The 23,088-nt window shown below is 55.4% G+C and carries 21 protein-coding genes; 9 read left to right on the top strand and 12 right to left on the bottom strand.

From position 1 onward, the window contains the following. Nucleotide 1: 1 nt before the first annotated feature. Nucleotides 2-2,446 carry a GcvT family protein gene (locus ACR0D9_RS14560; protein ID WP_480539203.1) on the top strand — a complete coding sequence of 815 codons (2,445 nt, stop codon included), beginning with the start codon at nucleotides 2-4 and terminating at the stop codon, nucleotides 2,444-2,446. 225 nt (nucleotides 2,447-2,671) lie between these two features. Here the strand turns inward: ACR0D9_RS14560 and ACR0D9_RS14555 are convergent, their stop codons facing one another. Continuing rightward, nucleotides 2,672-3,166, bottom strand: a complete 495-nt coding sequence (locus ACR0D9_RS14555) for an Lrp/AsnC family transcriptional regulator (protein WP_480488002.1) — start codon at nucleotides 3,164-3,166, stop codon at nucleotides 2,672-2,674. Between the two features lie 69 nt (nucleotides 3,167-3,235). Between ACR0D9_RS14555 and ACR0D9_RS14550 the strand changes: the two genes are divergently transcribed. Then, nucleotides 3,236-4,438, top strand: coding sequence for a diaminopropionate ammonia-lyase (locus ACR0D9_RS14550; RefSeq protein ID WP_480488001.1), 1,203 nt, complete (start codon nucleotides 3,236-3,238; stop codon nucleotides 4,436-4,438). A gap of 135 nt (nucleotides 4,439-4,573) precedes the next feature. Here ACR0D9_RS14550 and ACR0D9_RS14545 read toward each other — a convergent pair whose 3' ends face one another. Further along, nucleotides 4,574-5,527, bottom strand: coding sequence for a VOC family protein (locus tag ACR0D9_RS14545; protein ID WP_480487999.1), 954 nt, complete (start codon nucleotides 5,525-5,527; stop codon nucleotides 4,574-4,576). Nucleotides 5,528-5,544: 17 nt separating this feature from the next. Then, nucleotides 5,545-6,534, bottom strand: coding sequence for a nuclear transport factor 2 family protein (locus tag ACR0D9_RS14540; RefSeq protein WP_480539201.1), 990 nt, complete (start codon nucleotides 6,532-6,534; stop codon nucleotides 5,545-5,547). On the opposite strand from ACR0D9_RS14540, the gene ACR0D9_RS14535 reads away from it, so the two are divergent. Beyond that, nucleotides 6,515-7,420: a LysR family transcriptional regulator gene (locus ACR0D9_RS14535; RefSeq protein WP_480483489.1), complete on the top strand. Its 906-nt coding sequence runs from the start codon at nucleotides 6,515-6,517 to the stop codon at nucleotides 7,418-7,420. The two genes, ACR0D9_RS14540 and ACR0D9_RS14535, sit on opposite strands and share 20 nt — an antisense overlap. A gap of 243 nt (nucleotides 7,421-7,663) precedes the next feature. Here ACR0D9_RS14535 and ACR0D9_RS14530 read toward each other — a convergent pair whose 3' ends face one another. Together ACR0D9_RS14530 and ACR0D9_RS14525 are read right to left on the bottom strand one after the other, a co-directional pair. Continuing rightward, entirely contained in the window at nucleotides 7,664-8,374 is a 711-nt protein-coding gene (locus ACR0D9_RS14530; protein ID WP_480483491.1) for an MOSC domain-containing protein, read from the bottom strand. Continuing rightward, a complete protein-coding gene (locus ACR0D9_RS14525; RefSeq protein WP_480483493.1) occupies nucleotides 8,375-9,010 on the bottom strand; it encodes a MarR family winged helix-turn-helix transcriptional regulator in 636 nt (211 codons plus the stop codon). Between ACR0D9_RS14525 and ACR0D9_RS14520 the strand changes: the two genes are divergently transcribed. From ACR0D9_RS14520 to ACR0D9_RS14505, 4 genes are all read left to right on the top strand, one after another. Further along, a complete protein-coding gene (locus ACR0D9_RS14520) occupies nucleotides 9,004-9,753 on the top strand; it encodes a hypothetical protein (RefSeq protein WP_480483495.1) in 750 nt (249 codons plus the stop codon). The genes ACR0D9_RS14525 and ACR0D9_RS14520 overlap by 7 nt on opposite strands. Before the next feature lie 56 nt (nucleotides 9,754-9,809). After that, nucleotides 9,810-10,334 (top strand): redoxin domain-containing protein, encoded by a 525-nt coding sequence (locus ACR0D9_RS14515; RefSeq protein ID WP_480483497.1) that lies wholly within the window; start codon nucleotides 9,810-9,812, stop codon nucleotides 10,332-10,334. Nucleotides 10,335-10,677: 343 nt separating this feature from the next. Continuing rightward, entirely contained in the window at nucleotides 10,678-11,463 is a 786-nt protein-coding gene (locus tag ACR0D9_RS14510; protein ID WP_480487997.1) for a phosphodiesterase, read from the top strand. Between the two features lie 3 nt (nucleotides 11,464-11,466). Further along, the gene (locus ACR0D9_RS14505) at nucleotides 11,467-12,336 is read left to right on the top strand and encodes an EamA family transporter (protein WP_480487995.1); all 870 of its coding nucleotides are present in this window, start codon (nucleotides 11,467-11,469) and stop codon (nucleotides 12,334-12,336) included. Nucleotides 12,337-12,628: 292 nt separating this feature from the next. On the opposite strand, the gene ACR0D9_RS14500 is transcribed toward ACR0D9_RS14505, so the two are convergent. Genes ACR0D9_RS14500 through ACR0D9_RS14470 form a run of 7 tightly spaced genes read right to left on the bottom strand, consistent with a single transcriptional unit; the run spans nucleotide 12,629 to nucleotide 21,499 of the window. Beyond that, nucleotides 12,629-13,993: an aminotransferase gene (locus tag ACR0D9_RS14500; RefSeq protein WP_480487994.1), complete on the bottom strand. Its 1,365-nt coding sequence runs from the start codon at nucleotides 13,991-13,993 to the stop codon at nucleotides 12,629-12,631. Then, nucleotides 13,986-15,560 carry a trimethylamine methyltransferase family protein gene (locus tag ACR0D9_RS14495; RefSeq protein ID WP_480539199.1) on the bottom strand — a complete coding sequence of 525 codons (1,575 nt, stop codon included), beginning with the start codon at nucleotides 15,558-15,560 and terminating at the stop codon, nucleotides 13,986-13,988. The genes ACR0D9_RS14500 and ACR0D9_RS14495 overlap by 8 nt, the downstream gene beginning before the upstream one ends. Next, complete coding sequence (locus ACR0D9_RS14490; protein WP_480487990.1) at nucleotides 15,557-17,623, bottom strand: FAD-dependent oxidoreductase; 2,067 nt, start codon at nucleotides 17,621-17,623, stop codon at nucleotides 15,557-15,559. The genes ACR0D9_RS14495 and ACR0D9_RS14490 overlap by 4 nt, the downstream gene beginning before the upstream one ends. A 60-nt stretch (nucleotides 17,624-17,683) precedes the next feature. Beyond that, nucleotides 17,684-18,745, bottom strand: coding sequence for an ABC transporter substrate-binding protein (locus ACR0D9_RS14485; protein WP_480483509.1), 1,062 nt, complete (start codon nucleotides 18,743-18,745; stop codon nucleotides 17,684-17,686). Nucleotides 18,746-18,762: 17 nt separating this feature from the next. After that, on the bottom strand, nucleotides 18,763-19,860 hold the full coding sequence (locus ACR0D9_RS14480; protein ID WP_480483511.1) for an ABC transporter ATP-binding protein: 1,098 nt from the start codon (nucleotides 19,858-19,860) through the stop codon (nucleotides 18,763-18,765). Continuing rightward, a complete protein-coding gene (locus tag ACR0D9_RS14475; RefSeq protein WP_480483513.1) occupies nucleotides 19,857-20,645 on the bottom strand; it encodes an ABC transporter permease in 789 nt (262 codons plus the stop codon). The genes ACR0D9_RS14480 and ACR0D9_RS14475 overlap by 4 nt, the downstream gene beginning before the upstream one ends. After that, on the bottom strand, nucleotides 20,642-21,499 hold the full coding sequence (locus ACR0D9_RS14470; RefSeq protein WP_480483515.1) for an ABC transporter permease: 858 nt from the start codon (nucleotides 21,497-21,499) through the stop codon (nucleotides 20,642-20,644). Before ACR0D9_RS14470 ends, ACR0D9_RS14475 begins: the two co-directional genes overlap by 4 nt. 130 nt (nucleotides 21,500-21,629) lie before the next feature. Between ACR0D9_RS14470 and ACR0D9_RS14465 the strand changes: the two genes are divergently transcribed. Together ACR0D9_RS14465 and ACR0D9_RS14460 are read left to right on the top strand one after the other, a co-directional pair. After that, nucleotides 21,630-22,268, top strand: coding sequence for a TetR family transcriptional regulator C-terminal domain-containing protein (locus ACR0D9_RS14465; RefSeq protein ID WP_480483517.1), 639 nt, complete (start codon nucleotides 21,630-21,632; stop codon nucleotides 22,266-22,268). Nucleotides 22,269-22,675: 407 nt separating this feature from the next. Further along, complete coding sequence (locus ACR0D9_RS14460) at nucleotides 22,676-23,068, top strand: COG4315 family predicted lipoprotein (protein ID WP_480539197.1); 393 nt, start codon at nucleotides 22,676-22,678, stop codon at nucleotides 23,066-23,068. Nucleotides 23,069-23,088: the final 20 nt, after the last annotated feature.

The following is a 23,088-nucleotide window of genomic DNA, read 5'->3' as shown; positions in this document are numbered from 1 at the left end:
TATGACCGACCTTCCAAATACAGCCAAAGCCGTCATCATCGGCGGCGGCATCATCGGCTGCTCGACCGCCTATCACCTTGCCAAGCTCGGTTGGACCGACACGGTGCTGCTGGAGCGCAAAAAGCTGACTTCGGGCACCACATTCCATGCTGCGGGTCTGGTGGGGCAGCTGCGTTCGAACGCCAATATCACTCAGCTGCTGGGATATTCAGTCGATCTGTACAACAAGATTGAAGAAGAAACCGGTCTGGGAACGGGTTGGAAAATGAATGGTGGTTTGCGCCTTGCCTGCAACGAGGAACGCTGGACCGAGGTCAAACGGCAGGCCACCACAGCCCATTCCTTTGGTCTGGACATGCAGCTGCTAACCCCGAAGGAAGCGCAGGATCTTTGGCCGCTGATGGATATCGGTGACGTCATCGGCGCGGCGTTCCTGCCCACCGATGGGCAAGCAAACCCCTCGGACATTACCCAGGCGCTGGCCAAGGGAGCGCGCATGGCAGGCGCGAAGATATTCGAGGATACCAAGGCCACCGATCTTGAAATCGAGAACGGCAAGATCCGCGCCGTAATCACTGAAAATGGCCGTATCGAATGTGAAAAGGTGATCGTGTGTGCCGGTCAGTGGACGCGCGATTTTGCCGCCAAGTTCGGTGTGAATGTGCCGCTGGTGCCAATGGAACATCAGTACATGGTCACAGAACCATTTGGTGTACCCGGTGATCTGCCTACCCTGCGGGATCCCGATCGGCTGACCTATTACAAGGAAGAAGTTGGTGGGCTCGTCATGGGCGGTTATGAGCCGAACCCGATCCCGTGGGCGGTGAATGGCATACCTAAAGATTTCCACTACACCTTGCTCGACAGTAACTTCGACCATTTCGAACAGATCATGGAGCTGTCGCTGGGCCGGGTGCCAGCGTTGGAGACCGCGGGGATCAAGACCCTGACCAATGGTCCCGAAAGCTTCACTCCGGATGGCAACTTCATTGTAGGTGAAGCACCAGAGCTGAAGAATTTCTTTGTTGGTGCTGGTTTCAACGCCTTTGGCATTGCTTCTGGCGGTGGCGCCGGAATGGTGCTGGCAGAATGGGCCGCCAAGGGCGAGCCGCCCTTTGACCTGTGGTCCGCCGACATTCGCCGTTTTGGCCGCCCGCATTTCGACACCGATTGGGTTCGCACCCGAACAGTCGAAGCATATGGCAAACACTACACTATGGCTTGGCCTCATGAAGAACACGAGTCCGGCCGCCCCTGCCGCAAGTCACCGCTGTACGATACGCTTATGGATCAGGGCGCTTGCTTTGGAGAAAAACTGGGTTGGGAGCGTCCAAACTGGTTTGCCGACGCATCGCTGGGTGAAACGCCCAAGGACGAATACAGCTTTGGTCGCCAGAACTGGTTCGCTGCCGTTGGTCGTGAACACAAAGCGGCCCGAGAAGCGGCAGTGCTGTTCGATCAAACATCATTTGCCAAATTCGCGCTGAAAGGCCCGGACGCCTTGGCGGCGATGAACTGGATTTGTGCCAATGATGTGGACAAACCGGTGGGAGCGCTGGTCTATACCCAGATGCTCAATGACAAGGGCGGAATTGAATGCGACCTGACCGTGGGCCGTGTAGCGCATGATGAATTCTACATTGTCACTGGTACGGGCTATGCCACCCACGATTTTGACTGGATCAGCCGAAATATTCCGGACGGGCTGAACTGCCAGCTGTTCGATATCACCTCCTCGAACGCAGTGTTGTCGCTGATGGGGCCAAAAGCACGAGATATTCTGGCGGCAGTTACCCGTGATGATGTCTCGAATGACGGGTTCAGGTTTGGCACAATCCGGACAATCGGCATCGCGGGTTGCCCGGTCAAGGCGCTGCGGGTGACATATGTGGGCGAGCTTGGCTGGGAACTGCACTTGCCTGTCGAATACGCGCAAACAGTCTATTCTGCGCTGATTGAAGCAGGGCAACCGCAAGGGCTGGTTAATGCGGGCTACCGCGCAATTGAATCTCTTCGGTTAGAAAAGGGTTACCGCGCCTGGGGGTCTGATATCGGGCCTGATCACACGCCGTTTGAAAGCGGTCTGGGATGGGCTGTGAAACTGCGCAAAAACATAAACTTCAAGGGTCGCGCGGCAAGCGAGAAGCAAAAGGCCGAGGGCGTCAAAAAGATGCTGGCCTGCTTCACCGTCGACCCCGATGTGGTGCTGTTGGGCCGCGAAACAATATACCGGGATGGAGAACGGGTGGGTTGGCTAACGTCGGGAGGCTATGGCTATACAACCGGCAAATCCATCGGTTACGGCTATGTCCGAAATCAGGGCGGCGTCGATGCAGATTTTGTTACGTCCGGCACGTATGAGTTGGAGGTTGCGACCCAACGTGTCTCCTGCGACGTGACACTTCAACCGCTTTACGATCCCAAAATGGACCGTATCAAATCGTAAGATAAACTCCTGTTACCTTGATGAGGTTGGGGCAAATGTGTCCCAACCTCAATACCTCGGGAAACGTGGTTATTTTCCAGGTAAACCGAGAGGTGTCTCGGCAGGATTTACCGCCCAGATCACCAGGTTTCTGGCAGATTTGGAGTGCACAAGCACTTTGTTTCCAGTTCGCGCCGCGCAAAAGTCAAATACCCCGCCAGACTACATGCTCTGGAGAGGCACAAGTCAGATGTTCAACTGCATGGATGACTTTGTTCGGTCCATTGCAACGAATGTTCTGAACTTTCGGATGTTCTTGTTCGAAAAGAACAACCGTTGGGTAAGCTTTTCATATTCGGACATATCTCGAACGATAACGATCAGAACAAAATCCACTTCACCAGTAACATAGTAGCATTGCTGAACCTCAGGGGCAGCATAGAAGCTTTTCTTGATTTCATCGATTTTTCCGCCAGTCTCGGTTTTTAGTTCGACTTCGACGAAAATGGTCAGCGGCAATCCCACGGCTGCCGGATCAATATGCGCTGACTGCGCGGCAATGACGCCCTCCGCCTCCATGCGTTTGATCCTCCGCTGCACGCTGGGCGCAGACAGATTCACGCTTTCACCGATTTGACGGTGCGGCACCGTATTGTCCTGCTGCAACACCCTAAGAATCGCGAGATCGAAGCTATCCAGACTTCCTGATAAATATTTTTGTTTCACGGCGACCTCATGCAAGTTTGCTTCAAAATTACCAGCAATTCAGAGCGAAAACATCACTGACATTGAATTATATTTGCACCAACAATGGAAGGACCACAAATGCTCGCAAACTTTGAGACAGTCGGAATTGAAAGCCATACAGCCAAGCCAGGCTTTGGCCATGCCGCCACAGCCACCTTACCCCGCGAGGGATTTGACCTCGCACAGAGGGAAATTCAAAGCTGGAGTGGGTACGAAAGAGCGCCAATGCCGTCTCTTCAAGGTCTAGCCGAAGCACTGGATCTGGGCGCAGTCTATTACAAGCATGAAGGGTTAAGATTTGGCTTGGGCAGTTTCAAAGCACTTGGCGGCGCTTATGCGGTTCTGCGAGTATTACAGCGCGAATTAACCAAAAAGACAGGCCGTGAAGTCACTGCCGATGAGATCCGAAACGGCACCCATACTGCCGGAATTGCAGACATAACCGTCATTTCGGCGACAGATGGCAATCACGGTCGTTCAGTGGCTTGGGGTGCCCAGCGCTTCGGCGCGCCATGCCGAATTTACATTCACAAAGAAGTAAGCGCATTCCGCGCCGACGCAATGCGCCAGCTGGGGGCCGAAGTGATCAGGGTTGATGGAGATTACGACGCTTCCGTGGCACAGACCCGGACCGATGCAGCGGCACACGGTTGGTTGATTGTTTCAGATACTTCCTGGCCCGGTTACACTCAGGCACCTCTTGATGTCATGGCTGGTTACGGGGTCATGGCGCGCGAGATCGTGCAGGATTTGGCTTTGCCACCCACTCATGTCTTCCTTCAAGGCGGCGTTGGAGGCTTAGCGGCTGCCGTCACCGCGGTATTCCTCCACGAATGGGAGCAGAATGCGCCGCGCGTCATCGTGGTCGAACCTGAATTGGCCCCCTGCCTTTTTGCAAGCGCCCAGGCAAATCGGCCTACAGCCGTCGAAGTAGGCGAAGAAACCATAATGGCTGGGCTATCCTGCGGCGCGCCGTCCGAATTGGCATGGAACGTTTTGGAAGAGGCCGCCAGCGGTTTCATGAAAATCCCTGACCAGCTTGTGGCACCGGCCGTCCGCCTATTGGCAAACGGCGCTTTCGGAGATGAGCCAATCGAAGCCGGAGAAAGCGCCGTGGCCGGTCTGATTGGCTTGATCTGCGCGTCGATGCGCACCGACTTGCGAAAACAATTTCAAATTACGCCGCGATCCCGAGTGATGTTGATCGGGTCAGAGGGCGTCACAGATCCGCATGTTTTCGACCGGATCATGAATGATAGCAACTGACTTGCGGAAATGACCCGGCGTGGTATTCCCCCTTGGTGGAAGCCGCGCCCGGCTTCCACCTTCCGGCCACGCCGCAGGAGTTTACCGCTGTCCGGCCTGCAAGATACGCCTTTGTTCTTGGCCAATCATGCAGGTTCACTTCCTTTCGACAGTGAACCGCGTTCCCCAAGGGTCTGTCAGCTCTTGCGGTTGCAATACAGTCCCATCCGTCAACAGCACGATCTCATCCAAGCCGCTGCTGTCAGTTGGACGAGCTTTTGCACCATTGCTGTTCCAGACGTTGCCTGCAAAGTGATGGTGGTACCCACCCGAACTGTAGAACCCTGCTGAACCTTCGTGCAGCATGCGATCCTGCGCTAGATGTCGTGTCATGAATTCGTCGACCGCATTGATATCCCCGACCTGTAGGTGGACATGTCCGACCACCATATTTTCCGGAGCCCCGGACCAGTCTTGACGGGCCGCACCTGCAATGGCCTCCAGGTCCAGATGATGCGAGCCCATGCGGATATACTCTCCATCCATCTGCCATGTTTCAACAGGCCGGTCGGCGTAGATTTCGATCCCATTGCCTTCTGGATCGTTTAGATACAGCGCCTCGCTGACGTCGTGATCCGCCGCCCCGGTCAAAGGGATGCGGTTTTGTGCAGCATAGATCAGCCAGCGTCCCAGGTAATCGTGGTCCGGCATCAGAAAAGCTGTATGGAAAAGACCCGCCGCATGCGGATAGCGCCGCGCAGCACGGTCTTGGCGCAACTCGAGCAGAACGTTGTTTCCTGCGCCCAGTTTCAGGGTTTCGCCATCCCGCGCCAATTCCTCAAGGCCAAGCACTTGTTGGTAAAAGGTCCCAACAGTGTCCAGATTGTTCACAATCAGTGCCACACGGCCGATTGACACGGGGGCTTCGCTGCTTCTCATGCCATAGGCTCCTTTTCTGAGTTTCGAAACCCCCTTCCCATCAACCGCGCTGGCGTAGGCCCGCGTTGCCAGCATATCAGCGATCATCGCTGTACCGGCGGCGGCAGTCAAACCTCCGGCCATCCTGTTTAGAAATCCTCGCCTGTGCACATTGCCGGGTTTGATGGTCATGGGGTTTCTCCTGATCCTCAATACTCGAACACGCCGTTGGTGTTTGCAGATTCTCCGGTCTGCGCTTCTTCGATGTCCCAATGCTCTACGATGAAACTATTGTCATCAAAGCGGAAGATATCGAAAAATCCGATGCCCAGATCGCCCTCAATGTCGAGGTTGGTCTGCTTCGAATGAACCAGCACCATGTCGCCCATCGCAATAGTCTTGGCAATTTCTGTTTTTAGGCGCACGTTATCAGCAGCTAGTCCGGTCAAGTATTCTGCCAGAGCATCGCGCCCATCCGGCACGCTCGGGTTGTGCTGTATATAGTTCTCGGAGGAGATATACGCTTCGACCGCTGATAGATCACTTGGGTTTTCAAAGCTTTTCAGAACGGCGATAGCACGTTCACGGTTCTGCTCGATATTCTGATCGGAATAAACATCTGCGTTTGGTCCCTGAAACATGGTGTTTTCATTCGCCGCGCTTTCGGGGACCTGCTGGTAGTGGTCCCAGTGTTCGACCAGTTTTCCGTCCTCGGCGCGCCAGACATCAACATAGACGTACTGGTCCCCGTTACTGCCGGTCCAGACAGAATGGATTGCAACATAGGAACCCTCGGCAAGCACACGGTAGAGATCCACCTGCACATCAGGATCGGCAGTCAGTTCACTGGCAACGGCCTTGATCAACTCAACCGGCCCGTCGCCATATGCGGTGGCATGCTGAACATAGGTATCGCCGATGTACTTCCCGAAATTGTTGAGGTTCCGGTAAACCAAAACATCCCGATAGAACCCTTCGGCCAGTTTGATCGAGGCCTGGGTTTGTGCGTCAATGCTTAGCTTATCAGCATGGAGCGGAGTGGAAAGCGCCATAACCACAGCGGTTGCAGCAAAGAGGACGGATCTTCTAAACGGCATGGGTTTACCTTTTCGGTTGCATGTGGCGACCAGATAGAGATTTTCATTGATGAAAATAACAGAAAGAATAACCATACAACTCATGAAGAAAAACGATAACAAGGAACTCGGCGTCCGTTTGATACGCATGTTTGCCGCGGTCTATGACACAGGTTCGATCACGGCGGCGGCCAGACGTCTGGAGGTCACACAATCCACTGTCAGCCATGGATTGAACCGGCTACGCGGAATTGTGAAAGATGAGCTGTTTGTCCCTATGGGGCGCGGTATCTCTCCTACGCCGCGCGCAGCCCAGTTGTTTGCACAAGCGCAACATATTCTGGAGGCAGTGGACGCATTTACAGAACCCGCGCAATACGAGCCTCGTGATGACAGCGGCCAGTTTGTGATCGCCGCCAATGATTATGAGACCGAAATCGTGCTGAAACCCTTATTTCACGCGTTGCGACACCGCGCACCGAAGGTACAACTGCGCATTTGGCGCGCGCAGTCGCAACAAGACTGGGCCGAACTACTACGCAACGGGCAGGTCGATCTGGTGCTGGCGCCCGAGCTTACCGGAACCGAAGCCGACTTGATGCAGAAACTGATCCTGACCGACAATGATCTTTGCTATTTCGACCCTGACCACGTGACTGCTCCTGATACAATCGCGGCTTATTGCGCGTTGCCCCACGCGGTCATGATGCCCGGGCAACACGAACTTACCGCTATCGATTTGGCGCTCAGCCACCTGGAAAGGCATCGCCGCATCTCAGTGACGCTGCCCGGTTTCTCGGCAATCGCCTCTCTTATTCGCGGGACCAATACTATTGCGACTATGCCTGCGCGGTTAAAGGACAATATCTTTGCCGGCTTTGCTCATTGCAGCCCACCCGTCGACCTGCCACCCGATAGAATTGCGCAGATCTGGCACATGCGCCAGGCAGCGTCACCTCGCCACCAATGGCTCCGCGCGCTCATCTCGGAGATAGCGACCGCCCGATGAAGGGCAAAGGAACTTTGATTGCCATCTCTGAGATGGCGCGCAAAAGACGTGGTCCGCCGCATGCGGACCCTCCTTCCGACAACCGGAACTGATATCCTAACTGCGTAAGCGGAACGTTCACTGGAAACTTCCTGGCTGATCAACCGCCAGAAATTCATATAGCCCCTTGACGTGCCGATGTGCACCGCGCTGGCGACCTGCCCATGTCTTCCAACAAACATGCTGAAGTCTCGCAGTGGGGCCTTAAGGCGATGTGTTCGACATGCTCCCCAATCTCGCGCGCGTATCTTCTTTTACGTCGCCCATCGCCATGCGCGCAAAGGCTTGCCGCCAGCCAGGGGCGAGGTCCGTCAGATTTGCGAGGGCTTCGGCATCCTTGCGGGAAACTCGTCGTGTCAGTCGGGCGCGGGTCACGTGCTGCACGCTCCAGTCCGGATTGCGCCTTTCAATCAACGTTATTCGATCTCCTGCTTCGACCTCGCCGGTTTCCAGAACACGGTAGTACCACCCAGTGCGACCCGTTTTCTGAAACAGGTAGGGCATCCTTTCATTTCCGGTGTGCAGTCCCAGTTTCCAGCAGGGCTGACGGCCCTGGCTGATTTGAACGATTGCCGTGCCCAGCCTCAGGATGTCGCCAATGCACAGATTTTCCTCGGTCAAACCGGTTGTTGAGATGTTTTCACCAAATGCTGCGGGCTCTGCGCCGGGGGGCAGCTGCCCTTCTCTCTGCCAATCCGCATAGTGATCCTGCGCATAATGGTGAATGGCTTTTTCTGCACCGCCATGCACGGTCAGGTCCGCCTGTGCATCATCTGAAAATCCAGTAAGCGAAATGACCTGACGGCCAGACACCCGATCCTTCTGAATGGCAGAGGGCGGCTTTGCCTCCCAGCGGTTCGTGACACAACCCAGGAAAATGCCACCTATTACTGTCGATAGTTCAGGAAGGGTCATTCAGGCCTCTTTGTGTTCAATACATATCTTTTCTTCTTCGCCACGCTCGAGGCTCACTTCCAGCAAGCTGCAGAAGCCATTTTTCTGACCTTTCTTATGATAGGCGCAGGTCATGCATTTCCCGAACGAGTGACCACCGTTCGCTGCCAATGCCAACATCAAGCTCTGAAGCAGACCATCCTTGAGAGACACCTGAACGCTGGAGGGCAGATTGCCGATGGCGTCAGCAATCGGATTGGCCTCTGTCAAAACAGAGGCGCCCGCCTTGGACAGTTCGTACGAGATCGACCGCTGGTCAGATTTTTGTCGGTGCTCGGCAGCGTATCCCTTGCGCACAAGCGCTTTCAGTGTCTGGGACATCGTTCCGCGGGTTGTCCCAAGGTACTCAGCGACATGTGACGGTGAACGGGAAAACTGATTCGCCTCGGAAAGGTACTCCAGCGCCGCCCTTTGTGTCGGGTTCAGGTCGCCCGTCCAGCCCGCAGCGGAATCTATCCGGGCAAGACGGTTGATAAGGATGCGAATACTGTGGGCGGTTCTCATGCCCAACAAGTAGCGAGTCGAAATTAAAGTTGCAATATGTTTCTCCGTTTGGTAGCGAGTCGATATCACTTTACCGGAGATAAGAAATGACACTCACCTGGAAATCACTTGCTGCAGTTGTGATCGGAGCTTCGTCCGCCGTCGCAGAAGGCGATCACGCGATACATCAGGAGGGGGCTGTTGTCTCTCCCGCTGATGTCGCCAAGGTGGCCGACTTTGACATCCTTGCAGCGCATGCGCATCGCAACGGCAATACCATTACGTTCCACATGACCACCAATGGTACTGCCGGGGCATCGGTGCCGGCAGGAACCGGGGCAGTAGGAGGGTCAGACGTCTGGTCCTATGTGTGGCCTACATCCCTGGATACGTCTGCAGTAGGTTTCGAAGGCGGCGCCGGCATCTTGGCAATGGCTGCAACCAGCCACCCGGATTTTGACGACACCCCGCTGTTTGATGAAAACGGCGATGGCGACCCAGCCAACGACGGTATCGAATGGCACAGCCACTGGGTTGTTCTCGCCCCGACCGAAACTTGCGGCCCGGGCGCCCTTGCAGTGCGCGATATCCCTGAAGGGACGACGCCAAAGCTTCCTGCAACCTGGCCTGGATTCCCAATCTTCCTGGACAGCCCAGGGTTCACTCCGCTGTTCGATGGTCCGGAAATTCAAGTCAAAGCCGGATTTTCCAACGACGTTCAGTTGGAAGGCATCGCTTATGATGGCGTAACCTCTGCTCTGCGGGTAAACGCCAACATTCACGCTCCGCTTTTGTGCGTCACGGATGTTTTCGACATTGCCTCGGGCGACCTGAGCCTACCGGGCAAGCTTCAATAACGATGTCAGCCGGTCGTCTCAGGCAGGCGGCCGACCTCTGAACAGGAGAGATCAATATGCAAGCGCCTGAACTGCAGGTCAGTGAATGGTTCAACACTGACAAGAACTTAATGCTTTCGGATTTCCAGGGTAAGGTTGTCGTCATTGAGGCTTTCCAGATGCTATGCCCAGGCTGCGTCATCCATGGCATCCCTCTGGCACAAGCTGTGCGGGAGCATTTTTCCAATGAACACGTCGCCGTAATCGGGTTGCACACCGTTTTCGAACATCACGACGCAATGACGCCGGTATCACTGAAAGCCTTTCTTCACGAATACCGTATCAGGTTTCCTGTGGCGGTCGACAAACAGGGCACCGGGCCTTTGCCGGAAACCATGGCGGCATACGGAATGCGCGGCACGCCCAGCCTTGTTCTATTGGATCAGTCAGGCCGGATTGCGGCACATCACTTTGGCCAGGTCTCTAAGCTGCAGTTGGGTGCAGAGATTGGAAGCCTACTTGCCAGCGAGGCTGCCGCTGTGGACGCAAGTCGGCAACCCAGCCAGGCCAGGCGGTGTGATGACACTGGCTGCGCTGTGTGAAACGGCGGCATACAGAGGGCAAACCTAAGCGTATCTACCTCCTCGGCGTGCGCGACATTGGTTCTCCATTTTCTCTGCTAAGCAAAACTGCCCGGGTTCCACATGTTCGTTTAGGCACGGTACCGCGCCCGTTTCAGACTTGCGTACCCGCGACAGCGATACGGCCGGATTATCTGGACTACGGCTTCACATCATTTGGGGGAAGTTTCGCGAACTCTGTCGTGTACGACTGCAAACCTTGTCGCGTATGAGCGAGTGAACCCAGTGAATTTCTTACTAAATCCGTGTGATCGGCAAACTTCGTCGATACCTTATTTCTTGCAATACTCGGGGAAAAGGGCTGATGAAATTCATTCACATCACTGACATACACCTCGTCCGCGACTCCGGCCCGCTAAACGGCGGCTTTCCATCCCAGCGGCTGGACGCCTGTTTGGACGATATCGTTCGGTGCCATTCCGATGCGGCGTTCTGTGTCATCTCTGGCGATTTGGCTGAATTTGCCGAGGAAGAGGCCTATCGGGCGCTCAAGGCGAAACTGGCCGCATTTCCGCTCCGCTCTTTTCTGCTGATTGGAAATCACGACGACAGAACTGTTTTCCAATCGATCTTCCCGGATCATCCAAAGGATGCCAACGGGTTTGTCCAGCATCGGTTCGAAACGGATGAGGGGGTTTTCTTGTTTCTCGATTCAACCAAAGACGGGCGCGATGTGCATGAAGGGCAGCTTTGCCCTGCCCGGCTGGACTGGCTCAGGCAGCAACTGACCCAAGCCGAGGACAAGCCAACCTATGTGTTCCTGCACCACCCGCCCTTTGACCTTGGCATTCCCCTTGTGGACGAGATCAGGCTGGTCGAGGCGGACGCCTTTGCTGACGCCCTCAAACACGGGCGCAACATTCGGCATGTGTTTTACGGCCATGTGCACCGCATGACCTATGTGAACTGGCGCGGCATTCCATTTACCAGCCTGCCCAGTCTCAACCATCAGATTCCGTTGAATGCGGCCAGTGTCGATGGCGAGTTCTGCGACGAACCTCCGGCTTACGGTGTCGTACAGATCGCCGAGGATCAGCTGACGGTGCATTTCAACACTTTCCTGCAACGTAACCCATTGCATCAGACCTGAGGTATGGAAGCCTATTGGATCGCATTGGTTCTGGTTTCGGCGGCAACCCACCCATTGCGCGACCTTACGCTGAAAGGGGTTGCGCATCCGGTGTCGTGCTATGTCGGAGTGTCTCTGACCTGGGTGATCCTGGCGGCGGTTCATACGCTGGTTATGGGTCAGGAATTGAGCCTGCCACTTGAGACCTGGCCCTTTGTCGCAATCTCAGCCCTTGGGTTGACCTTCTACTACTACGGCACATTGTCGGCCCTGAGACGTGGGAACCTGTCGGTTTATTATCCGATTATCCGTTCGTCGCCGATTGCCATTGTCGCCTTCAGCTGGCTGGCCCTTGATCAGCATTACTCGTGGTTCACCCTGCTGGGGATCGCATTGGTCCTGCTAGGCAGCCTGATGATTCAGAAGTCGCCTGGCGGACTGCTGCATGATCACAAAGCATTCGCGCTGGCAAGTATGGCGATGCTGGGATCTGCCGCTTATTCGCTAAGCGATGCCCAAGCGATGAAGCTGACCAATCCGGCACCTTTCCTGTTTTTCACCTATATTCTGGTGACACCGCTGCTTGCTGGCATCAGAGCCTGGGAAGATCGCCACTTGTCAGCCCCGTTTCTGGGGGTCGTGCGTGGCTGGGCGCAGGCACCGGTGCGGATCGCTTTTGCCGGGATTGCGTCCTATCTGTCTTACCTATTCATCCTGACCGCGTTCCAGCTTGGGGCCGAAGCCGCCACAGTCAGCGCGGTACGGCAAGCATCGATCCCGGTTTCAGTGACCCTCGCGGCGATCATATTGAAGGAATCCCGTTTTCTGCACCGTATCGGCTGGGCAAGCCTGATCGCATTGGGAATCCTTTTGATTACGCTGTCCCGAGGTTGAAACTGTAGTCACTGTCTTGACGCGCTACGAATTCGTCATTCCTTTACTGGCCTTGTTTGGGATCTCTCTGGACGTAAACAATCGGTCCTGTAATGGCCGTGCACGACAGAATCAAACGGCTACACTGATGATCCGAAACACTCCATCTCTGGAACCAACGTGTAGATGCCAAAGTCGCTCGGGCAGTGCAAATACGCCAACTCCTTGACGAAAACGAACTTGGCAATCCTTAAGATCTAAATGCCGCTACGGTAGCCGATCTCCAGGTTTTCGCAGCGACAGCCTGCAACAGTCACCGGCCACTGATCCTGCCGAGCCACTCGGATGTCGCTTCTAGCCCTTGTCGCAGAATAGCAAACATATGCTCGATTTCGCTTTTTGTAATGATGAGGGGCGGTGAAAGAACACACATGTTGATCACGGGTCGTACAAGCAGACCGCGTTTCTGGCATTCCATATCGATACGACTGCCAATCTCATAGTCGCGCCCAAGCTCGCTCTGGGGATCGCCATCGACTGAGCACTGAACACACCCCATCAATCCCATCCCACGGGCATCGGCCACAATGTCAATCTGACGCAACTGCTGTAATTGATCCTGAAAAACCGGGCCGACTTTTTGAACGTGTTCGAGTATCTTTTCCCGCTCGAAAATCTCGATGTTTTTCAACCCGGCAGCCGCGCTGACCGGATGGCCCGAATAGGTGTAGCCATTCGAAAAGGTGGCATCTTTTCCCGCAACATCCGCTATCAGCCGATCTGAGATAATCGCGGCCCCCATCGGCGCATACCCGGATGTCATCCCCTTGGCGCAGGTGATTATGTCGGGCTGAATGCCAAAGACAGCCTCGGAGGCGAACCAATGACCCAATCGGCCGAAAGCCGTGACAACCTCGTCTGATATATACAGGACATCATACTTCCTGCAGATGTTCAGGCAGCGTGCGTGATACCCGATTGGTGGCACGATGACACCGCCCGAGGCCAAAACCGGTTCAGCGATAAAAGCGGCAACATTTTCCGGGCCAAGTGCCACAATGGCGTTTTCGAGATCGGCAGCTTTCTCGTTCAGAAAGCTTTCATCGCTTTGACCGGGCGCGCGGTAAAGCGGGTTCACGTCCGGCAGGAAATGCGCCAGGTCGTCGGCCTTGTCGAGCCAAAGCCTGTCACGTTCTTTTCCACTGACGCTGGCTGCCAGATAAGTGCTTCCGTGATAGGCTTTTTGCCTTGAAATGATTTTCTTTTTCTCTGGCCGACCCATAAGGTTGTTGCGGAAATGGACAAACCGGATGGCTGTATCAACCGCAGTGGAACCGCCGGTTGTAAAGAAGACATTATTCAGATCGCCGGGCGCACGTTTGGCGATTTCGCGGGCGAACTGTGCCGCAGTCGAGTTGGTGTTGTTGAAGGGTGAGAAATAGGCAAGGTTCCGGGCTTGCTCGGCCATTGCTTCGGCCATTTCCGTGCGCCCATACCCAATCTGGGTGCACCACATTCCCCCCGGACCGTCGATCAGGCGAGCACCCTTTTCGTTTATCAGATGGATGCCGCTGGCGCCTTCGATAAAGGTGCGGTCGTTTTCACCCAAAGCCTCCATCCCTTCCCACGGGTGCAGGAAGTGGTCGTTGTCCCATTGCTTGGCGTTGGAGTTATCCATGGCGGGCCATGCTTTCCGCGCTTAGTACAATAGGGAATTCTTCGCGCACCCGAGCGTCCAAAGCACCAAAATAATTAGGAAAATGGCTGTCGAGGATGGAATTCGCCTTGTTGCGGGCGCGGTCCAACAGATCCGTTTTCCCCTCATTCTCCCAAGTGTCCGTACGCTCGCGGTCCATCAGCTGTGGGTAGACAAATTCGCTGTTCATATAGCTCAGCGTGTGCGGATTGCCGAGGAAATGACCCGGATCTATGGCGCATTGGTGAATCACATCCACCGCCATGGTTTCATCAGTAACCTCTATCCCACGCAACGATCGCAGGATCATGCCGCCCGCTTCGTCATCGATGACCATGCTTTCAAAGCTGCATCCCATCAGGCTACCGATCATGCCACCAAACTCGCACAGGCGATTGGCACCAGCATGCGCCGCAAGGGTAAAGGTCAGCGCCTTTTCCAACCCGTATTGCGCATCAGGTATTTTTGCATCGGTCATACCTGCACCCACCGAGGTAGGAAGGCCGTAAAAGTTGCCCATCTGAATTGCTGCGGCACCGATCAGCGCCTGTTCGCCGCTGCCGCCAGTAAAAGACCCGCTGCGCAAGTCCGTAATGAAGGGCCAGGCCGCAAAGCAGATGGGGCAACCCGGCGTGATCAGGTTGACGATGGCAACGCAGGCAAGTGTTTCGGCCACGGTCTGAACCAGCGTTCCCGCAAGCGTCGCAGGTGCCGTGGCCCCGGCTTGAGGTGGCACGGCCAGATCGACAGTCAGGCCAAGTTTGGCGGTATCAATCAGGATCTCCATATTTTCCTTGCCGATCCGTAAGGGGGAAACAATGGGGCAGCCGCCGAATATGACGCTTGGCTTATTCAGGAAAGCCCCCTCGCCCCCTTGAGCCAGATCAAACATGCGAATGGCATGTGGAATGTGGCTGCGGTCGCGGAACGTCAGGCAGGCGGGTTTTTGGCTGCCCGCAAGCATGGCATAAATGGTGTTCATGTCATGGGTGAAGTCATCGGTCACATCCGTCGCCAGAACCGTGTCGCCCAGCATGTGTATGTTTTCCAAACGGTCGACCAGGCGGGTGAAATCATAAACATCACGCAGAACCGACGGACGATAGGTTTTGGTTTTGGAATCGAATGTTGTCACGGCGGTGCCGGAATTGGCGAAATAGACGCTTTCTGCCGTGCAATGCATGTCGTCCTTACCTTCGCGCTCCCCTCGGGCATAGACGTAAAACTCCTTGGCGGCGCCTGCCAAAATGTCCTCCATCAGGGCGCGTGGGAAGCACAGCCGGTTGAGGTCACTCAGCACTGCACCTTTAGGAAGCACCAGCTCAAGCAACTCCGGGAAATGGTCGGTAATTCCGGTTTGTTCCAGGACGGTCAAGGCCGCATGATGGATGTTCTCCATATCGGTCTGAGTCAGCGGTCTATAGCGTCCGCCGCTCAGACCCCCGCGTACGGCTTCGTTACCCGTGGTCGTCTGTTGTACCTTCAGACGCGCTGCGCGCCCCCCGCCCCCGCGACGACGTGAACGGGGTGCTTCATTGGTGCTGTTCATGTTGCATCCTCTGCCAAATCAATAATCTCACGGCGAAACCAGTCTTTGTCTGCATCGGCCTTTGGGCGTTCGAAATCGCGGGCGGCGCGATGGCCTGCAAAAACCGCGTCTGCGATCAGCCCCGGCGACGCGGCATCACCAATGAGGTCAAGGGTTTTCAAACCGGCTCCCTTCAGGCTGTCGAAAAGGGCGGTTTCACGCTGGCGCTCGGTCACCAGAACCGTTGAGGCGCACGGGATTTCAGTTTCGCGGTCGGTAAAGGCACAGCCTATCCGCACCGCGTCGCTCTGAACCGCCGTAAGCACCTGATTGCAGCGGATATCGACCGCCAGTTCGATCATGCGGGCCTGGATGCGGGACTGTTCCAATGTGTGAACGGCGTAGGCCGAAACCAAACTCTCAGGCGTGGCAAAAATGACCTGATATCCGGCAGTCGCCAATTTCTCGGCAATCACCCCAGCCAGATAGATGTGATCATCATCATAGATCATCACCGGGCCGTCCGGGGGCAGAACGCCTTTCATGATGTCATCAGGCGTCAACACCTTGGCATCCGGCGTGACCCTAGGCAGGCGGCGCTGCGTATTGCGACCCACTCCATCGGCACGCCAATGGCTGCCGGTTGCAACAAAGACATGCTCGATGCCAAGCTCGGCGACTTGTCCGGCTTCGAGCTTGCTGTCCGTGAATAACTGAACATTGGCCCGCTGTTTCAGATCGTTCAGGCGATAGTCAACCACGCGCGACCAGGCGGCGAGGCCGGGAAGTCTGCTTTCCATACCTACCCGTCCACCAAATTCGGCCGAGGCCTCGGCCAGAGTCACCTGATACCCGCGCCGTGCCAATTGCATCGTGCATTCCAACCCCGCAGGTCCGCCGCCGATGACCAGCACTTCGGCCTCGCTTTTTTTCGGCGCGATGATCTCGGGGTGCCAGCCACGGCGCCATTCCTCGCCCATCGTTGGGTTTTGCGTGCAACGGATCGGAATACCCAGATTGTCCGACGACACGCAGATATTGCAGCCGATGCATTCGCGGATTTCGTCGATCCTGCCTTCCTCGATCTTTTTTGGAATGAAAGGGTCCGCAATGGATGGCCGCGCGGCACCGATGAGGTCGACAATTCCCTTTTTGACCATCGACAGCATCATGTCCGGGGACGTCAGTCGGCCCACGCCAACAACAGGTTTTCGGGTGATCTGTTTGACGTGGGACAGAAACGCGTTCTGATAGCCATCTTCGGGCTGGAAACGGGTCGTTGCGCTGTCATTGGACCAATCCGCGACATTCACGTCCCACAGGTCGGGAAGATCGGCCAATAGCTCAACAACCGCGCGGCCTTCTTCTGCTGCCTGCATACCGTCGGCGCCCATCATCTCGTCAATGGCAAAGCGGAACGCAACGGCACAGCTGTCGCCTATGGCATCGTGGGTGTCTTCCAGCAACTCACGGGTCAGCCGCACACGGTTTTCAAGCGACCCCCCATATTCATCGCTGCGCTGGTTCATATGGGCTAGCATGAAATGTTGCGCCAATGTCATGTTGTGCCCGGCATAGACATAAACGATGTCAAAGCCGGCCTCTTTCGCGCGCAGGGCCGCGTCGCGGTGCCAGCGGCGGAGTTCCCGGATATCGGCCTTGTCCATGGCCTGCGCGTGCTTTGGTTGCGTCGTATCCACAGACATCTCGGACGGTGCAAGAACCGGAGCGCGGGTCAGCAGGTTTTGCGCGTGGTTGCCGTTATGAACCAGCTGTATGGCCGCCAACGCGCCATGTGAATGCACTGCATCTGTCATCAGCCGCAGCGCAGGCACATCGCGTGCGTCCCACAATCGCCCTTCGGGGAACGGGGACAAGTCCGAGGTCGGGTGAATCTCGGTCTCCTGATTGGACACCACGGCCCAGCCACCTTCTGCTTTCATTCCCCGAACGGCAGCGTCCGCCCGCGGCCTGAGATGCCCCATCCCGGTGCAATGCGGCACCTGATAAAAGCGGTTTCTGGCTGTGACGGGCCCGATCTGGACCGGTTCGAAAAGCAGAGCATATGGGTTCGCGTTCGACATAATCACGCGTTTTCCTGTAGTTGAGTTCCGGAGCCTAAAGGCTCCGGATAGTGGGTTATGTTAGAAGCCGGCTTTGATCCGCTCGAATTCGGCCAGCATCTTCGCCTCAAGCTCGGGGTTCACAGCATCAAAGAACAAACTGCCTTCGAAGAAGCTTTTGGGATCGGAAAAACCATAGGCTTCTATACTGCCCTGATCGGCGATTTCGAACGCTTTTGCGTTGGAATGCGGGTAGCCCCAGTTGTCGATGATGTACTGACCACTGGCAGGGTCCGTAAGCGCGTTCAAAAGGTCATAGACCTGATCGACCGGTGTCGTGGACGATTTCAGATGCACATAGCCACACGCCCAGGTCGCGATGCCCTTGTCCACGTTGCGCATCATGGCCGCGGGCACTTCGTTCCAGATCAGGTTCAGTTCGGACTGGTTCCAGGCCCACCCCATTTCGATCTCGCCACTGGTCATGGCCTGGTCAAACTGACCCGCATCGGACCAATAAAAACGCATATTCGGGTGGATCGAGCGCAGGAAATCCGATGCTTCCTTGAATTGCTCATCGCTCAGGTTGGTGTAGTCATCCGCGTTTCCGGTGGCCAGCGCGGCCAAGGCATAAGCAGACGATGCAGCATCCGGGATGGCGATTTTGCCTGCATAGGCCGGGTCCGCCATCAATTGCAGTGAGATGTCATCCCCTGATATCTTGTCGGTGCGATAGATAAGACCTGTGTTCCCCCATTCGAACGGCAGCATGTAAAGCTGGCCGTCCAGAACGATGGCGTCGACCTCTTTGATCTCGGGCAGCACATCCGCCCAATTGGTCAGCTTGCTTTCATCCAAAGGCTGAATCAGATCAGCTGCGACCCATTTTCTGACCGCGTCAGAACAAGGATGTGCCAGATCAGCGGTAAAACCGGAACTCAGCTTGGTAAAGGCTTCTTCCTGGCTTCCGAAATAGGAATAGCTTGGCGCTTCATCCCCGTATTTTTCCATGTAGCTGGCAAAGAATCCGGGATCTTCATATCCCGACCAGTCAAAAACCGTCAGATCGGCGCCACCTGCACTGGCACTGCCTGTCGTTATTGCCGTCGCACACGCGAAGGCCGCAATTCCCTGAAGTTTCATTCTATCCTCCCTCTGTTTTATTCCGAGATCGTACCAAGATCGATCACGCTAGCCGCCTGAAGCCCCAGCCAAACGACATCGCCGCGTTTAAAGTCGACCGTGTGGAAATAGTTCGGAACCGAGACCGAGATTGGTTTCTCGGCCCCAGCCACCTGAATGTGGTAGTGAATATTCTCACCGTAGAAGGCGACGTTGCTGACAGTGCCCTGAACCGTTGATGGGTAGTCTTCAGGACGGTCCTCAGCAATCTCCAACTGTTCCGGTCGAATACCGATGTTCATGTTTCTGGCGCTGGTCGCCACATTGGGGTTTCTCTCGATTTCCATCCGCCCGAAGGCAGCCGCATCGATTGACAACATGTCACCGCTTTCGCTCAGTAACCGGGCCGGCAATATGTTCATCTCACCGATGAAGCTGGCCACTTGTTGATCACAGGGACGGGCATAAAGCGTCGTTGGCGTGTCAACTTGTTTGAGTTGTCCGTTGAACATCACGCCGATACGGTCGGACATGGTCATAGCCTCGTACTGGTCATGCGTGACCATCACAAAGGTAATGCCAAGCGACTGTTGCAGATTGCGCATTTCAAACTGCATCTGTTCACGCAGCTTCTTGTCAAGCGCTGACAAGGGTTCATCCAAAAGCAACACCTTTGGCCGCATGATCAGCGCGCGGGCAAGCGCCACCCTTTGACGCTGCCCGCCCGACAACTCGCTTGCGCCGCGATCCTGAAGACCACCCAGTTCGACCATTTCCAAAGCTTCGGCGACGCGCTGGTCGATCTCGGCCTTGGGCGCTTTGCCCCGCAACCCGTAGGCTACGTTGTTCCCGACATTGAGGTGTGGGAAGATTGCGTAGCTTTGGAAGACCATGTTCGTCGGTCGGTTGTTGGCCGGCACTCCTTCCATATCCTGACCGTCAATCAGCACCTTCCCCCTGGTGGGTTCCTGAAAGCCCGCGATCATGCGTAAAACCGTGGTCTTGCCACACCCTGAAGGACCGAGGAGCGAAAAGAACTCACCCTCTCTGAGGTCAAGGTTTATTCCGCTCGCGGCCACAAATGTTCCGTAGCGCTTTTCGACGTCCCTGAGCTCTATGATGTTTCTGTGTGTCATCGGACCTCTGATGCGGATGAACGGCGGCGGAAGTATTCGGCCAGAACCAGAAGCAGAACCGAAGTCAGCAGCAGGATCGACCCCAGCGCCAACACATTTGGAAGCTTGGCGGGGAAACGGATCTGGCTCCAGATGTAAACCGGCAGGGTTGGCTGGTTGCCGGACAGGAAAAAGGCAAGGACGAACTCATCGAAACTGACGGTGAATGTGACCAAAACACTGGCTACGATACCGGGGGCGACGACCGGCAGCGTCACGCGGCGGAAGGTTTCGAACACACCGACGCCCAGATCGTAAGATGCTTCCTCCAGTGATGCGTCGAAGTCATCAAAGGCTGATTTCAAGATCGAGACAGAGAACGGCAGCGCGAGAAACGTGTGGCCCAGAATGACGGTCAGCAATGACGGCTTGAGACCAAGAAACAGAAACAGGACCAGCATTGAAGAGGCGACGATAATACCTGGGATCACCAAAGGCAGCATCACCAGACCTTCTGCCGCGCGTTGACCCCGAAAACGGTACCGAACGAAGGCACGGGCGGCGAACAATCCCATGGCGGTCGACAGAAGGGCAACAACAGTGCCGACAGCAAGCGAATTCCAAAGCGCCTGGATCAACGTGTCCTGCTCGCCCAGCTTCCGATACCAGTCCAGTGTCCAGCCCTTAATCGGAAACGCAACGATTGTGCCGCTGTTGAAAGAGAACAAAGGCAGGAACAAAACCGGCAGGTACAGAAACAGCAGATACACGAACGCATAGGCTGTCAGGGTCGTAGGACGTCTCATCTGATCCGCCTCCCCAGCCGTGTGGCGGACATGACAAACACGATGGCCGCAAAGCCCACCGACAGCATTGCGATTAACGATAGCGTAGCCCCAAGTGGCCAGTTGTTGGCGGCCCCGAACTGCACCTGAATAAGATTGGCGATCATCTTCCCATCTGAACCACCAACCAGAGCCGGGGTCACATAATCACCGACTGTAGGGATGAAGATGATCAGGCAAGCAGCAATGATACCTGGGATCGTCAGCGGCAGCGTCACCCGCATAAAACGTTGAAAGGGGCTGTTCCCAAGATCTGTTGCAGCCTCAAGAAGGCTCGGATCGATCTTTTGCAGTGAGACATAGATCGGCAGGATCGCAAATGGTGCCCAGGCATGAGCGAGCGTCAGCACGACTGCGAATTCGTTGTAGAGCAGGAAGTCGAGAGGTTCGCTGATCAAACCCAGCGCAAGAAGCGCAGAGTTCATCACTCCATTGAACCCCAGAATGAGCTTCCAGGCAAATACGCGCAGCAAATAGCTGGACCAAAACGGTATGGTGATCAGTAATAACCAGATGGTCTTTTTCTGGGCCTTCATCGCGATAAAATACGCGATGGGATAGGCCAGCGCGACGGTGACTATGGTCACCGCTCCGGCAATCCAGATCGACCGAAGCATCAGGTGTCGGACCAGCGGATCCGCAAACGCATCGCTGTAATTCTTCAGCGTCGGTGTCTTGTCGAGCGTCACATAGGTTTGGGTCCAGAATGAATAGGCAATCAGGATCACCAATGGCGCCGCGACCAGAAAGCCCACGTAAGCCGTGGCTGGCGCGCTAAGGGTATATCCCCGGGACGCTTCGCTGCGAAAGATCACCCAACCTCCCTTCCCGCAATTCACGAGTCACTAATGGACGATCGTCCATTAAATGTTGCGCCAGAATGGCCTTTCGTGTCAATATTCCTGTGAGCTACCTCTATGAGACATTCACAAACGGTTGGTACCATTGAATAAAGCGCAAAGCGTCAAGGAACAAAAACGCGGTTCAAAGCGGGATCCGGAAGCCAATAAACAGCTACTGATCGACGCGACTCTGGACACGATTGCCGATATTGGGGTGACCGATACCTCGGTCAGCCGAATCTGCGAGCGCTCCGGTCTGTCACGCGGAATGATCCATTTGCATTTCGGGGGTAAGGACAATTTACTGACCGCAGCCGCCCAGCATTTCAGCACCGAGTATTATGCCGAGATGGACAGAAGGACAGATCTGGGCCCGAGCGCAAGACCCGAAGACCGTGTTATGGCAGTGATTGAGGCCGACCTGTCAGAAGCACTGCTCAATCCCCGCAGTACTAAAATCTGGCATGCGTTTCGGGGTATCGCAAGCTCTCATCCAGGTATCGCCCGTTACAGCAGCACTCAGGATGACAAACTTGTCGAAACCTTGCGGTCCGCGTTCACAGAGATAGCCTCGGAAAACAGAGGCGACCCGAACCTGGTAGATGACGCAACCAGCGGAACGCTGGCCTTGCTGGAGGGGATGTGGGTGAACTACCTAACCGATATGCAGGGATTTTCACGCCGCCGCTCTGTCAACCTTGTTCGAAGGTTTTTATGCGGACTTTTCCCCGGAAAATTCTAGGTCTAAGCCTAGGCGGCGTCCCAATTCAAATTGGATAGCTCGGAGACAGAAGTTTCTGAGAGATAATTGTTCCGGGCGCATGCAATCAGCTCGCCTGTGCTTTCGTTTTGCAAGATTTGCGATAGCCGTGCCAACACTTAATTGTCCTTACTTCAGATACTGACAGGTGACGAAGCACCCTGCCCCTCGGGCCCTAACGCGCTTGTCCCACTTGTCGAACAGATACAGGTTCTTCGTACCCAAACTGGATATGCGTGACCTTTCCCATAGGCGTGGACTCTGGCTTTACCATCAAAACAATGCCCACACGCCGCCGAAAAAATGTTTCACTTTGGGGAATTTTTTCCAGGTGCCTTCGTAGTTGTATTGTCTGCCATTCGGCAGACCTGAAACAGTCGGAGAATACAATGTCCCTAAAGTCCCTTACTTTTTCTGGTGTCGCGCTGGTTGCGACTGCAACCGGTTCATTTGCGGATGGTCACACCGGTGCGCCAGCCGTAACTGGCAAGCTCAACGGAGAAACCTTCCTTATGGATGCGCACAAGATGACTCTCTATACCTTTGACAAGGACGAGACAGGTGTTTCGAATTGCTATGATGACTGTGCCGCCAAATGGCCGCCGCTGATGGGTGATGCCAACATGGAACTGAAAAAAGGCTACAGCCTGATCGAACGCAAGGATGGCAGCGTTCAGATCGCCTACAAAGGAAAGCCGCTTTATCTATGGTTCAAAGACGAAAATCCTGGGGACATGACAGGGGACGGTGTAAAAGGTGTTTGGCATATCGCACGACCCTGAACCTTGGTGCCGGGGGAAGG

This window comes from Ruegeria sp. AK11, assembly GCF_056541095.1.
The sequence above is the reverse complement of the archived record's forward strand: the minus strand, read 5'-3'. Positions and strand labels throughout refer to the sequence as shown.

Coding starts and splice junctions, on each gene's coding strand:
- ACR0D9_RS14560 (WP_480539203.1), top strand. CDS start 2: ATGACCGACCTTCCAAATACAGCCAAAGCCGTCATCATCGGCGGCGGC.
- ACR0D9_RS14550 (WP_480488001.1), top strand. CDS start 3,236: ATGGAAGGACCACAAATGCTCGCAAACTTTGAGACAGTCGGAATTGAA.
- ACR0D9_RS14545 (WP_480487999.1), bottom strand. CDS start 5,527: ATGACCATCAAACCCGGCAATGTGCACAGGCGAGGATTTCTAAACAGG.
- ACR0D9_RS14535 (WP_480483489.1), top strand. CDS start 6,515: ATGAAGAAAAACGATAACAAGGAACTCGGCGTCCGTTTGATACGCATG.
- ACR0D9_RS14530 (WP_480483491.1), bottom strand. CDS start 8,374: ATGACCCTTCCTGAACTATCGACAGTAATAGGTGGCATTTTCCTGGGT.
- ACR0D9_RS14520 (WP_480483495.1), top strand. CDS start 9,004: ATGACACTCACCTGGAAATCACTTGCTGCAGTTGTGATCGGAGCTTCG.
- ACR0D9_RS14515 (WP_480483497.1), top strand. CDS start 9,810: ATGCAAGCGCCTGAACTGCAGGTCAGTGAATGGTTCAACACTGACAAG.
- ACR0D9_RS14510 (WP_480487997.1), top strand. CDS start 10,678: ATGAAATTCATTCACATCACTGACATACACCTCGTCCGCGACTCCGGC.
- ACR0D9_RS14505 (WP_480487995.1), top strand. CDS start 11,467: ATGGAAGCCTATTGGATCGCATTGGTTCTGGTTTCGGCGGCAACCCAC.
- ACR0D9_RS14500 (WP_480487994.1), bottom strand. CDS start 13,993: ATGGATAACTCCAACGCCAAGCAATGGGACAACGACCACTTCCTGCAC.
- ACR0D9_RS14495 (WP_480539199.1), bottom strand. CDS start 15,560: ATGAACAGCACCAATGAAGCACCCCGTTCACGTCGTCGCGGGGGCGGG.
- ACR0D9_RS14490 (WP_480487990.1), bottom strand. CDS start 17,623: ATGTCGAACGCGAACCCATATGCTCTGCTTTTCGAACCGGTCCAGATC.
- ACR0D9_RS14485 (WP_480483509.1), bottom strand. CDS start 18,745: ATGAAACTTCAGGGAATTGCGGCCTTCGCGTGTGCGACGGCAATAACG.
- ACR0D9_RS14480 (WP_480483511.1), bottom strand. CDS start 19,860: ATGACACACAGAAACATCATAGAGCTCAGGGACGTCGAAAAGCGCTAC.
- ACR0D9_RS14475 (WP_480483513.1), bottom strand. CDS start 20,645: ATGAGACGTCCTACGACCCTGACAGCCTATGCGTTCGTGTATCTGCTG.
- ACR0D9_RS14460 (WP_480539197.1), top strand. CDS start 22,676: ATGTCCCTAAAGTCCCTTACTTTTTCTGGTGTCGCGCTGGTTGCGACT.